The organism is Streptomyces sp. NPDC004667, from assembly GCF_040609475.1.
GTDB lineage: Bacteria > Actinomycetota > Actinomycetes > Streptomycetales > Streptomycetaceae > Streptomyces.
In genome coordinates this window covers 1-12,663 of the sequence record NZ_JBEXKC010000051.1, presented here as the reverse complement: position 1 = coordinate 12,663, position 12,663 = coordinate 1, and the positions used below count along the sequence as shown (strand labels likewise).

The window sequence follows — 12,663 nt, the reverse complement described above, 5'->3', positions numbered from 1 at the left end:
ATGAGCGAGGACCTGTGGCCCCCGCGCGCCCTGGACGCGCCGGAGGCCGCCGCGGGGCGGGCGCCGGCCCCCGGCAGCGTCACCGTGATCATCCCGACCTTCAACGAGGCCGCGAACGTGGGGGAGTTGCTCAGCAGACTGCGCGCCTCACTGCCCGTCGGCGCGCCCTGCGAGGTGCTCTTCGTCGACGACTCCACCGACGACACCCCGGCCGTTATCGAGAAGGCCGCCGCGGACTGCCCCTTCCCGGTGGCCGTCCTGCACCGGCAGGTCGCCGAGGGCGGCCTCGGCGGGGCCGTCGTCGAGGGGGTCAAGCGGGCCGGCTCCGAGTGGATCGTCGTCATGGACGCCGACCTCCAGCACCCGCCCCACCTCGTCCCCGAACTGGTCGGCGAGGGCACCCGCACCGGCGCCGACCTGGTCGTCGCCTCCCGCTACATCGCCGGCGGCAGCCGGGCGGGCCTCGCCGGGAGCTACCGCGTCGCCGTCTCGCGCGGCGCGACCTGGCTGGCCAAAGGCCTCTTCCCGCGCGCCCTGCGCGGGATCAGCGACCCGATGAGCGGCTTCTTCGCGATGCGCCGCTCCGCCGTGAGCGCCGACGCCCTCAAACCCCTCGGCTACAAGATCCTGCTGGAACTGGCCGTCCGCTGCCGCCCCGCGAAGACCGCCGAGGTCCCCTTCGTCTTCCAGGACCGCTTCGCCGGGGAGTCCAAGTCCGGAGCCCGCGAGGGGCTCCGCTTCCTCGCGCACCTGGCCGCCCTGCGCTCCGCGAGCCCGCTCGCCCGGATGATCGGCTTCGGCCTGATCGGCCTCTCCGGCTTCGCCCCGAACCTGCTGGCGCTGTGGCTCCTGACCCACGCCGGGGTGCAGTACCTGGCCGCCGAGGTCCTCGCCAACCAGGCCGGGGTGCTGTGGAACTTCCTCCTCATCGAGACCCTGCTCTTCCGCGACCGCCGCCGCCACCGCCACTGGGCGGACCGGATCGGCCGCTTCGCCCTCCTCGCCAACGCCGACCTGCTCCTGCGGATCCCGCTCATCGCGCTGTTCGTCGCCCGGCTCGGCCTCGGCGTCCTGCCCGCGACGGCCCTCGCGCTCGTGACCACCTTCGTCCTGCGCTTCGCCGCCACCGAAGCCCTCGTCTACCTGCCGCGCGGGCCACGTGCGGCGACCTCACGCAGGAGTTGAGCCGCACCGAAAGGACACCCCGCATGCAGAGGAAGATCCGACGGAGGGCAGGGCGCCGGGCCGCCCTCCTCGCCGTCGGGGCGATGACCGCCGGCCTGCTGCTCACCGCACCGCAGCAGGCCACGGCCGGACCGCCCAACCTGCTCACCAACCCCGGTTTCGAGACCGCCGGACCGGCCGGCGCCGACATGCCCGCCTGCTGGGAGAAGTCCGGCTGGGGCGACAACGACTTCACCTTCGCCACCGTCGCCGACGCGCACGGCGGCACCAAGGCCATGAAGGTCTCCCTCACCCGCCGCGTCGACGGCGACCGCAAGGCCCTGGTCACCGAGAACGCCACCTGCGCCCCCACCGTCACACCGGGCCGGCAGTACGACCTGTCCGCCTGGTACAAGTCGAACACCCCCGACGTCTCCGTGACCGTCTTCCGCCACGACACCACCGCCGGCTGGCAGTACTGGACCGACCTGCAGAACCCGCCGGTCAGCGCCGCGTGGGCGCGCACGGAGGTCCGTACGCCCGCCGTCCCGCCGAACACCGACAAGATCACCTGGGGGCTGTCGGTCTACGGCGTCGGCACCCTCACCACCGACGACTACGCGGTGGAGGAGGTCGGGGCCGTCCCGCCCCAGCCCGTCTGCACGGGCACGCCCGACCAGTGCGCCAAGGGCAAGTGGGAGGTGATGGCCGCCCAGAACCCGGTCCGCTCGATGCACGCCGTGGTCCTCAAGAACGGCAAGGTGCTGCTGATCGCGGGATCGGGCAACGACATATCCCAGTTCAACGCCGGGACCTTCACCTCCGCCGTCTACGACCCGGTGGCCGGCTCGGTCAGGACGATCCCGACGCCGGTCGACATGTTCTGCTCCGGCCACGTGCAACTGGCAGACGGCCGGGTGCTGGTGATGAGCGGCAACAAGGGCTACCCGTCCGCCGACGGCAAGATCGGCTACCAGGGGCTGAAGGACTCGTACGTCTTCGACCCGGCGACCGAGACGTACACGAAGACCAACGACATGAACGGCGGCCACTGGTACCCGTCCGCCACCGTCCTCGGCAACGGCGACGTGATCTCCTTCGGCGGTCTGAAGGAGGACTCCACCGGCAACGTCACGGCCGAGAAGTTCTCGGCGGCGCAGAACAAGTGGCTGCCGATGAACCAGGTCAACCAGACCTGGTCGTACTGGGGCCTGTACCCCTCGATGATCCTCATGCAGGACGGCCGGCTCTTCTACTCCGGCAGCCACACCTTCGGCAACGGCACGGCCGGATCCGGCTCCTCGATCTACGACTACGACGCCAACACCGTCACCGACGTGCCCGGACTGCGCGGGAAGGACGCGCGTGACGAGTCGGCGAGCGTGTTGCTGCCCCCGGCCCAGGACCAGCGGGTGCTGACCATCGGCGGCGGCAACAACGAGACCAACCCGCCCGCGAACCGCCTCACCGACATCATCGACCTGAAGAAGCCGAGCCCCGGATACACCGCGGGCCCCGACCTCCCGCAGGGCCTCGTCGACGTCGGCGCCGGCAAGCGCCCGCAGACCGGCGCCGAGGGCAAGATGTACGTGTCCGCCGTGCTGCTGCCCGACGGCAAGGTCCTGGAGACCGGCGGCGGGCTGCACGACCGGGCCGACCCGGTCTTCGAGGCCTCCTTCTTCGACCCCGCGAACAACACCTACCAGCCGGGCCTGGCCACCGACCCGATCCCGCGCACCTACCACTCGGGCGCCTTCCTGCTGCCCGACGGCCGCGTCATGTCGGTCGGGGACAACCCGGGCAACGGCACGTACAACCACGCGGTGTCGATCTACACCCCGCCGTACCTCTTCAAGGGCCCGCGCCCCCGGCTCACCTCGGTGATCGACACCGAGTGGGTCTACGGAGACACGCAGCGGATCACCGTCGACCGGCCGATCGCCAAGGCGGAACTGATCCGCCCGGCGGCCGTCACCCACTCCTCCGACCCCAACCAGCGGTTCGTGGACCTGCCCATGACCGTCGTCAACAACACCACCATCGACCTCAACGTCACCAGCAACCCCAACCTGGCGCCGCCCGGCTGGTACATGCTCTTCGGCGTCGACGCGAACGGCGTCCCCTCGGTCGCCACCTGGGTCCACCTCGGCGGAGCGCCGGCGCTCGTGGCCGCACAGGGGCAGCAGCCGACCGCCCACGAACACTCCTTCGCGGACGCACTGGCCGCCCCGAAGCCCAATCCGCAGCAGCGCGACGCGGCCCCGGTCGCCCCGACCGTGGCCGGCTGCGACCGCCACTACGGGACGGCGAGCCTGTGCGTCCCGGCGAACTTCCCGGCGGAGGTCGAGAAGACCACCCGGGCGCGCTGCGACTGGCTGGCCGCCCACCGGTTCCCGAAGGGGATGAAGGTCAACGGCAGCGACCCGCTGCGCCTGGACCCGGACGGCGACGGTCGCGCCTGCTAGCCGTTCCCGCCACCCGGCCCCGCCCGCCCCGCGCCCGTACCCGCCCGGTACGGGGGCGGTGCGGGCCCGTCGCCCGGAATGCGGGTGCCCGTCCGCCGTGCGATAACGGCACCATGAAGCAGCTCCCGACGGCCACGGCCGCAGAGATCAAGATCAGCTTCGTCGGCGCGGAGGCCGGGACCGCGTTCGACGCGCTGGAGCTCGACCGCGAGGAGGGCCGCTCGCGGGCCGTCCACTTCTGGGACCGGCCGGAGAAGTCGGCCGGCGGCGCGGTCGCGCTGCCCCTGCTGGACCGGGGGCTCATCCTGCGCCTGCGCCGGGACGAGGCCGGACCGGACTCCAAACACAAGGCGGACCTGACCGTCAAACTGCGCCCGTGCCACCCGCTGCCGCAGTCCTGGCAGGAGGAGCGCGAGGAGGATCACTGGGAGTACCGGATCGAGCAGGACCGGGCCGGGCCCGATTTCGGCCCCGTCCTGGCGGCCTCGCTGGAGGCCGACCGGGAGTTCGACGATGCCCTCGACGCCGAACGCGGCTCCCTCGGCGATCTGGTCACCAAGCCGCAACTGGAACTGCTGGAGGCGGCCGACGCGGACGGGGAGGACCTCGACGCCCTGACGGCGCTGGGCCCGGTGCACGCCGTCAAGTGGAAGCAGGACTGGGACGGGCTGCCCGGATCCGTGGCGATCGAGGAGTGGACCACCGACGGCGGACTGCGGTTCCTGGAGGTGTCGGTCCGCGCCGACGTCGACGACGCGCCCCGGGTCCAGGACCTGCTCGGGGAGGGCCTGCGCGACCGCGGCCTCACCCCGCCGCGGACGGGGGAGACGAAGACCCGGGCCGTACTGACCGCCCTCGCCCGCGAGCTGCCGCGCTGACCCTCCGCCCGCGGCTGCCGCGCCGCCCCTCCGCGCCGTCAGCCCCGGTGCGAGTAGGCGGCCAGGGAGATGCCGACGTAGTGGGCCACGAAGGCCGCCAGCGTCAGCGAGTGGAAGACCTCGTGGAAACCGAAGAAGCGCGGGGACGGGTTGGGCCGCTTGATGCCGTAGATCACACCGCCCACGCTGTAGAGCAGACCGCCCACGATCACCAGCACCAGGACCGTGATGCCGCCGGTGCGCAGGAAGTCGGGCAGGAAGAAGACCGCGGCCCAGCCCATCGCGATGTAGCAGGGGGTGTAGAGCCAGCGCGGGGCGCCGACCCAGAAGACGCGGAAGGCGATGCCGGCCGCCGCCGCGATCCACACCGCCCACAGCAGGGTGCGCCCGGTGGAGGCCGGCAGGAGCAGGACCGTGAGCGGGGTGTAGGTGCCCGCGATGATCAGGAAGATGTTGGCGTGGTCGAGGCGGCGCAGAATCGCTTCGCCGCGCGGCCCCCAGGTGCCGCGGTGGTAGACGGCACTGACGCCGAAGAGCAGGCACGCCGTGAGGACGTACACGCCGCAGGCCACGCGCGCCCGGGTGGAGTCGGTGAAGGCCATCAGCGCCAGGCCCGCGATCACCACGGCGGGGAACATTCCGGTGTGCAGCCAGCCGCGCATCAGCGGCTTGGCCTCGGTCTCCACCCCCGGCGCTGCCGGTGAGGCCGCTACGGCGGCGGCGTCAGAAGTCATGACCCACATGCTACCTACGGGTCCGTAGGTTTCCGTCAGGGCTCTTTACGGAAGATTGACGGACGTGTCGATGCTCACGTGAGAGGCCCTCTGGACATATGCGCACATCCACCGGATGATCAGATGAGTGCGGTCGACACCGGATGAGCGGAGCGCGAAGCGTCCGGGTCGCAGCCCCCACGGGGCCAACACCAAACAAACCCCTCAACAAGGAGCAATCGTGGCGCGCGACAACGCGGCTCCCACTTCCGTCCCGACGACCCACTCGGAGCTGGTCTCCTGGGTGGACGAGATCGCAGCCCTCACCCAGCCGGACCGCGTGGTCTGGTGCGACGGCTCCGAGGCCGAGTACGAGCGCCTGTGCGAGGAGCTCGTCTCCAAGGGAACGTTCAAGAAGCTGGACGAGGCCAAGCGCCCGAACTCCTACTACGCCGCCTCCGACCCCTCCGACGTCGCGCGCGTCGAGGACCGGACCTTCATCTGCTCCGAGAAGGCCGAGGACGCGGGCCCCACGAACCACTGGAAGGCTCCTTCCGAGATGAAGGAGATCTTCTCGGGCGAGCAGGGCATATTCCGCGGCTCCATGAAGGGCCGCACGATGTACGTCGTCCCCTTCTGCATGGGCCCCCTCGGCTCCGAGCTCTCCGCGATCGGCGTCGAGATCACCGACTCCGCCTACGTCGCGGTCGCCATGCGCACCATGACCCGCATGGGCAAGGCCGTCCTCGACGAGCTCGGCACCGACGGATTCTTCGTCAAGGCCGTCCACACCCTCGGCGCCCCGCTCGCCGAGGGCCAGGAGGACGTGCCGTGGCCGTGCAACACCACCAAGTACATCTCGCACTTCCCCGAGACCCGCGAGATCTGGTCCTTCGGATCCGGCTACGGCGGCAACGCCCTGCTCGGCAAGAAGTGCTACGCGCTGCGCATCGCCTCCGTCATGGCGCGTGACGAGGGCTGGCTCGCCGAGCACATGCTGGTGCTCAAGCTCACCCCGCCGCAGGGCGAGGGCGAAGCGAAGTACGTCGCCGCCGCGTTCCCGTCGGCCTGTGGCAAGACCAACCTCGCCATGCTGGAGCCGACCATCCCCGGCTGGACGGTCGAGACCATCGGCGACGACATCGCCTGGATGCGCTTCGGCGAGGACGGCCGCCTCTACGCGATCAACCCCGAGGCCGGCTTCTTCGGCGTCGCCCCCGGCACCGGCGAGCACACCAACGCCAACGCCATGAAGACCATGTACGCCAACACCGTCTTCACCAACGTCGCGCTCACCCCCGACGGCTCCGACGTCTGGTGGGAGGGCATGACCGAAGAGGCGCCCGCGCACCTGATCGACTGGAAGGGCAACGCCTGGACCCCGGAGTCCGGGACCCCGGCCGCGCACCCCAACGCCCGCTTCGCCGTCCCGGCGTCGCAGTGCCCGACGATCGCCCCCGAGTGGGAGGACCCCAAGGGCGTCCCGATCTCCGCGATCCTCTTCGGCGGCCGCCGCGCCTCCGCGGTCCCGCTGGTCACCGAGTCCTTCGACTGGAACCACGGCGTCTTCATCGGTTCGAACATCGCCTCCGAGAAGACCGCCGCCGCCGAGGGCAAGGTCGGCGAACTGCGCCGCGACCCCTTCGCCATGCTGCCGTTCTGCGGCTACAACATGGGCGACTACATGGCCCACTGGGTCAAGGTCGCGGCCGACAAGGACCAGGCCAAGCTCCCGAAGATCTACTACGTGAACTGGTTCCGCAAGAACGACGCGGGCAAGTTCGTGTGGCCCGGCTTCGGCGAGAACAGCCGCGTCCTGAAGTGGATCGTCGGCCGCCTCGACGGCACCGCCGAGGGCGTGGAGACCCCCATCGGCGTCCTGCCGACCAAGGACTCCCTCGACCTGGACGGCCTCGACCTCCCGGCCGAGGACCTGGACTTCCTCCTCACGGTCGACAAGGAGGTCTGGCGCGAGGAGGCCGCCCTGGTCCCCGAGCACCTGAACACCTACGGCGACCACACCCCCAAGGAGCTGTGGGACCAGTACCACGCGCTCGTCGAGCGCCTGGGCTAGTCCCCGGCCCCACCCCCAAGAACCGAGGCTGGCTGTCCCCGGCCGAGGGCTGACGCGGGATTCCCCGACCTAGGGCTCCCTGCGACCTTCCAAATAGGTCGTGTGCGTCTGCTGACGGCGGGCCTCCACATCGTGGAGGCCCGCCGTCACGCGTTCCGCCTCCTCGAACAGCACCGACAGCTGCCGCTCCAGGTGCCGCTCCGGAGATTCCCCGCCCGGCGTCAGCCGGGTCCACCAGCGGGTCCGGTTGTACGTGTCCACGCACTCCGGCACGTCCAGCCGGATCGCCCGCGACAGCGTGTGCACCGCCTCCGGCTCCGTGGCCAGCACGTCCGCCACCCAGCCCGGATCGAGCAGCGCCGCGTACAGGTCCAGCAGCTCGCTCAGCTTGCCCTCGGCCGCCGGCGGCAGCTCCACCTCCGCCACGTACTCCCGCAGCCGGCCCAGGTCCTCCCGTACGACGCCCAACTGCTCCGCCGGATCCGGGAAGTACGGGGTGTCGATCCGGGCCGGCGGGGCGATCAGCGCGCCCGCCGCGTACAGGCCCGCGACCACCACGGGCCAGTACGCACCCGCCACCCCGGCCAGCGTCAGCCCCAGCCCGATCAGCCCGCCGACGCCGCCCGCCAGGTTCTTGCCCGACTCCAGGTACCCGAGCACCCGGGCTCCGGCGGTCGCGCCGCCGGACGTCCTACTGGTAGCCACGGATCTCCTCGAAGGCGCCGTCCAGCGAACCGTTCCCGTCGGTGGCGTCGAAGAGACGGCCGCCGGTCAGCTCCGTGATGTGCGTGAGCTCCTTGCGGTCCGAGTCCCCGAACAGCACCGCGAAGACCGGAGTGTGCTTCTGCCCTTCCGGCAGCCCCGCGTAGAAGGAGTCGAAGTCCTGCACCTTGTCCCCGCTCTGCCCGTCCGTCATGAGCACGATCGAGGTGAACGCGTCGGCGTTCCCCTGCCCCAGGTGCTGGTACGCGGCCTTCAGACTCCCGTACACGGCCGTGCCCCCCTCCGGTCGGAGGGACCCCACGTCACCCCGGATCGCCTCCAGGGCCGGCCCGGGATTCCCCGGTTCGACGACGTGCGTCAGCACCTGCTTCACCTTGTCACCGAAGGGCAGCAGAGTCACCTCCTCGCGGTCCCTGAACCGCTCGCCGGTTCCCGAACTCCCGCTCCCCGTAAGGTCGGTGAGCGCCGACTTCAGCCGGCCGATCCGGTCCTGCTCCGCCATGGAACCCGAGGTGTCCAGCACGTACACCGTGCGCGACGGCCGGCGCAGCTCGTTCTCGTACGAGGCCAGCAGGCCGTCCGCCACCGACCGCGAGCCCGGGAACGGCAGCTCGCGCCGCCGCTCCCCGTCCAGCCCGGCGGCCGGGGTCACCCCGGCCGCCACCGGCCGCCGGAAGGTCTTCTCCGTGATGGCCTTCTGCGCGGCCTCGCCCCGCAGGTACTCCGTCAGCAGCCGCCCCGACTCGCGCGCACCGGCCGGGGCCGAGGTCAGCAGCGTCAGCGGATAGTGCGCCGTCACCACCCCGTCCTTCGGCCGGATCACCGTCAGCGGCTCCTTCGCCCGGTCGTTCATCGACAGCAGCACCGACTCGTAGTTGACCAGCGCGTCCACGTCACCGCGCTTCGCGTACGCCGTCACCAGCCAGCCCGAGGAACCCGAGGTCAGCTTCTGCCCCTTGAAGAACTCCCGCAGCCGCGGCTGCGCCGTGCGCACGTCGGCGTCGGTCAGCGCCGACTGCGCGCCCGACAACCCCGAGGCCACCGACACCAGCGCGGAGAAACCGGAGTTGGAGTGCACCGGATCCGTCATCCCGTACGTCAGCTTCCCGGCGGCGACGGCCTCCTCGACCGCCGACCAGGTCACCTCCTGCGGCTTCCAGCCCAGCCGGGCCAGCGCCTGCGGCTTCACCCCGACCGCCACCGGCGAGGACATCACCGGCGTCTCGTTGGCCAGCTTCGACGCCGCCTCCGGCCGCAGCCGCAGGTAGTCGTTGGACGACAGCCAGATCGCGTCGTACTTGCCGTCCGCCTTGCCGGAGGCCACCTGCTCCGCCGCGTCCAGCGTCCCCGACCAGGTGAAGTCGACCGAGACACCGGTCGCGGCCTTCGCCGCCTTGAGCACCGGCTCCATGTCGGTGAGCTCGCTGGAGGCCAGCACCCGCAGCCTGCCCTCCTTGTACTCCTGCTGCTTCGGCCCGCCACCGGAGGACCCCGACGACCCCGTAGAGCCCGAGGACCCGGAACCGCCGGAAGCCGCCGACGGGCCGTCGGAGGTGCAGCCGGCCGCCCCCAGCAGCGTCGCGGCCAGGGCCACCGCCGCCATCAGCCGCGCGCGCGTGCGCGCCGTACGGGCACTCATCGCTCCCCGCCTTCCAGGGCGCCCGCGGTCCGCGTCCGGGCCAGGTGGGCCGAAGCCGACCGGAGCTCACCCGTCAGGGACTCCACCGTCGCCGCCATGTTCTCCGTGGCCTGCACCTTGAAGGAGTCGATCGCGTCGAGGGTCTCGTAGATCTGCGCGAACGCCGTCCGCAGCGTCTCCGCCCCCACCGCCGGGTCCGCCGCGATCCGCTGGATCTCCCCGCTCTGGGTGGCCAGCATCTCCGCGTTCCCCCGGATCAGCTCCTCCGTCGTCCCCTTCAACGCGTTGACCTGCTCGACCACCTTGCGCTGGTGGTCCAGCGCCGAGGCCAGCATCACCGCGATCCGCAGCGCCGACACCGTGGTCGTCGCGGCCCGGTCGACGCCCTTGATCAGCTCGTCGTTGTTGCGGCGCACCACGTCCATCGCCAGATAGCCCTGGGCGCAGACCGCCAACTGCGTCAGCAGGTCCTGGTGCTTCTGCCGCACCGGGAACAGCACGTCCGCGCGGATCGCGTCCGCCGCCTGCGGATCCGCCCGCTCCGTCTCGGCGATCCGCTGCTCGACGGCGCCGTCCAGCGCCTCCGTGAGCACCGCGTGCTCCTGGAGCCTGCCCATGGTCTCCCACAGCCGGGCCCGTTCGGTGTGCAGGGCCGCGTTGTCGCGGCGCAGCTCGTCCTGACCGCCGCGCAGCGCGCCGACGATCCGGTTGAGGGTGGCCTGCGAGGAGGCGTACTTGGCCACGTGGTCGCGCATCCGGTTCCCGCCGGGCAGCTTCGCGAGCAGCCGGCGCGCCCCCTTGGCGGGCGCGTCCCGAGGGTCGAGGTCCTCGACGGTGCGCCGCAGCTCGACGAGCGAGCCGGCGACACTGCCCTGCGCGTCGCCGCCCTCGGTGCCGAGCGAGCGCACGGCCCGGTCCAGCATCCGGTTCGACTGCTGGGCGGCCTCGCGCATGTCGGCCGACCCCAGCGCGGCGATCTCGCCGATCCGGGTGGCGAACTCGGGGGAGCGGACGTCGATCGCGGCGAGCTGGCCGACGTACTCCCCGGCCCGGCGGTTCATCTCCTCCCGCACCCCGTCCTCCAGCGGGACCAGCCCGGAGGCCTGCTCGCGGCGGACGGGGGCGACGGGCTCCGGTGCGGTGAGGACGAGCGGGGCGTCCTCGGGCGGTGTCAGTGTCATGGCGTGTCCCCCTGCCCCTTGGCGCGTGCGGCCAGCGCCATCAGGACCTTGACGGTCGGTGCGCCGACCTGGCGGATCCCGGTCAGCCCCGGATTGAGGTAGCCCGGGTACGGCGCGGTCGCGGCGGTGAACTCGGCGACGCCCTCCTGCGGGCGGAAGCCGTGGCGTACGGCCAGCTGGCGCAGCTTCGGATCGGTGGCGAGGAGCGTGCCGAGCTCCTTGGCCTTCTCGCTGATCGGTACGAAGGTGTGCGGGGAGTTGACGGTGGTGTCCGGGTACAGCACCACCATGTCGGCGGCCTCCCCGGTGGCCTGCTTCTGGATCAGGAGCGAGGCCACCTGGGACTCGTAGGCGAGGATCAGCGGCTCGCCGCTGCCGCTGATGAACGCCCGGAAGGGGTCGTCGGTGCTGGGCTCCAGCGCTCCCTGGACCGAGATCAGCTTGCGGAGCAGGGGCGCGGTACGGGTGATCCCGGCGTCGTCGGAGACGACGGTGCCGTTGTTGGCGACGTTGGAGGTGGCGGCGATGAACAGGGCGCCGGAATTGGAGGTGGCGGGGTCGGTGGTCTTGATGAAGACCCGTCCGGCCAGCTCGGTGAAGGCGCCGGCCCCCGTCAGCTGCTGCCAGTTGCGGTCCTCCTCGGTGGCCTTGAGGTAGGGCCCCATCAGCAGGGTGCCGGAGTTCTTCCCCGACATCTTCGCGAGCCCGTTGTCGGCGAGCACCTTGGCCGCGTTGGCGCGGGCGATCACCACGAGGGGGGAGAAGAAGGGCTTGGTGGTCTGCGCGCCCTTGATCCCGGCCGCGGCCTCGATCTCCTGTGCCGGCTCACTGCTGCTGGGGAAGGCGAAGTCGTACTCCTTGAGGGCGAGCTGGTCCATGGCCCAGGAGCCCGATGTCTCGGTCTTGACGGTGTAACCCTTGGCCGCGAGGGCCTTGGTGACGTCGGGGTCGCGGAAGAACTCGGACTTCTCCGACCCGATGACGCCGCGCACGCTCTTCGTTGGCGTGCGGTCTGGTCCTTGGCCCCCGATGACGATGACGGCGATCACGCCGCCGATCAGGAGGACCGCCAGAGCGATTCCCAGGATGCGTCTCACGGGTGCAGCGTGCTCGCGGAAACCCACATTCCGCGGCGTGTCCGGTGAACGCCGGGTGGCCAGGCGGTCCCACTTCGAAATGCTGTGTGGGCCCGCGGGTGCTGGTGGGCCGGGCGGGGGCCGAGGAGGATCGTGCCATGGGCGTGAGCGCGTTGAAGTGGCAGGGCTGGCTCGTCGGCCTGGTGGGACTGGCGGGCCTGCTGGTGTTCGCCCCCCTGGGCCTCTACGTGTGGGCCAGCGGCGGCGACGGCCCCGCCGCGGCCCCGCCCCCGCCGGACGTACGGGTCACCGCCTGCCGCGTCGACCCGGCGAGCCGGCGCGTGGTGGCGACGGTGGAGGCGCGGGGCACGGGCTCCTACGTCGTCACGGTCGAGTTCCGTGACCGTCAGCCTCCCGCCCCCGACGCCCGCACGGCCCGCGCGCTGATCGGCATGCCGGGCCTCAGCGCGGCCGCCCCGGCCCAGTCCGAGGCCATCGGCCCGGTCTGGCCCCCGTCCACGGCCCCGTGGTGCGGGATCGCCGGCGTGGCGCCGGCGCCGCCCGCGGCGCCGTCGCGCTGAGGCCGCGGGCGGGCCTCCCGGGCGGAGTCGCGGTACGAGCGGCGGCGGGAGCGCCCGCGTCGAGGGAAGGCCGAACGAACGAGCGGGCCCGGGGGGCGGCTTCTGCGCGGGGGCGGCGGGGCGGCGGGGGGCCGGGCCCGGGGGCGGGGGGGGGCGGGGCCGGGACGGC

10 protein-coding genes are annotated in these 12,663 nt (G+C 71.9%); 5 read left to right on the top strand and 5 right to left on the bottom strand.

The annotated features are described in order from the left end of the window. The 3 genes from ABZW32_RS25490 to ABZW32_RS25480 all read left to right on the top strand — a co-directional run bounded on the left by ABZW32_RS25490 (nt 1) and on the right by ABZW32_RS25480 (nt 4,507). Nucleotides 1-1,185 carry a glycosyltransferase family 2 protein gene (locus tag ABZW32_RS25490; RefSeq protein WP_356219725.1) on the top strand — a complete coding sequence of 395 codons (1,185 nt, stop codon included), beginning with the start codon at nt 1-3 and terminating at the stop codon, nt 1,183-1,185. 23 nt (nt 1,186-1,208) lie between these two features. Further along, complete coding sequence (locus ABZW32_RS25485) at nt 1,209-3,629, top strand: galactose oxidase-like domain-containing protein (protein ID WP_356219722.1); 2,421 nt, start codon at nt 1,209-1,211, stop codon at nt 3,627-3,629. A 113-nt stretch (nt 3,630-3,742) separates the two neighbouring features. After that, nucleotides 3,743-4,507, top strand: a complete 765-nt coding sequence (locus ABZW32_RS25480) for a hypothetical protein (RefSeq protein ID WP_356219720.1) — start codon at nt 3,743-3,745, stop codon at nt 4,505-4,507. A 38-nt stretch (nt 4,508-4,545) separates the two neighbouring features. Here ABZW32_RS25480 and ABZW32_RS25475 read toward each other — a convergent pair whose 3' ends face one another. After that, nucleotides 4,546-5,241 carry a hemolysin III family protein gene (locus tag ABZW32_RS25475; protein ID WP_356219718.1) on the bottom strand — a complete coding sequence of 232 codons (696 nt, stop codon included), beginning with the start codon at nt 5,239-5,241 and terminating at the stop codon, nt 4,546-4,548. 220 nt (nt 5,242-5,461) lie between these two features. Between ABZW32_RS25475 and ABZW32_RS25470 the strand changes: the two genes are divergently transcribed. Continuing rightward, a complete protein-coding gene (locus tag ABZW32_RS25470; RefSeq protein ID WP_356219716.1) occupies nt 5,462-7,294 on the top strand; it encodes a phosphoenolpyruvate carboxykinase (GTP) in 1,833 nt (610 codons plus the stop codon). Nucleotides 7,295-7,363: 69 nt separating this feature from the next. Here the strand turns inward: ABZW32_RS25470 and ABZW32_RS25465 are convergent, their stop codons facing one another. Genes ABZW32_RS25465 through ABZW32_RS25450 form a run of 4 tightly spaced genes read right to left on the bottom strand, consistent with a single transcriptional unit; the run spans nt 7,364 to nt 11,934 of the window. Further along, a complete protein-coding gene (locus ABZW32_RS25465; RefSeq protein WP_356219714.1) occupies nt 7,364-7,999 on the bottom strand; it encodes a hypothetical protein in 636 nt (211 codons plus the stop codon). Next, a complete protein-coding gene (locus ABZW32_RS25460) occupies nt 7,986-9,656 on the bottom strand; it encodes a VWA domain-containing protein (RefSeq protein WP_356219711.1) in 1,671 nt (556 codons plus the stop codon). The genes ABZW32_RS25465 and ABZW32_RS25460 overlap by 14 nt, the downstream gene beginning before the upstream one ends. Continuing rightward, entirely contained in the window at nt 9,653-10,837 is a 1,185-nt protein-coding gene (locus tag ABZW32_RS25455; RefSeq protein ID WP_356219708.1) for a toxic anion resistance protein, read from the bottom strand. Before ABZW32_RS25455 ends, ABZW32_RS25460 begins: the two co-directional genes overlap by 4 nt. Further along, a complete protein-coding gene (locus ABZW32_RS25450; protein WP_356219705.1) occupies nt 10,834-11,934 on the bottom strand; it encodes a substrate-binding domain-containing protein in 1,101 nt (366 codons plus the stop codon). The genes ABZW32_RS25455 and ABZW32_RS25450 overlap by 4 nt, the downstream gene beginning before the upstream one ends. A 143-nt stretch (nt 11,935-12,077) precedes the next feature. Between ABZW32_RS25450 and ABZW32_RS25445 the strand changes: the two genes are divergently transcribed. Further along, nucleotides 12,078-12,494 (top strand): hypothetical protein, encoded by a 417-nt coding sequence (locus ABZW32_RS25445; protein WP_356219702.1) that lies wholly within the window; start codon nt 12,078-12,080, stop codon nt 12,492-12,494. Nucleotides 12,495-12,663: the final 169 nt, after the last annotated feature.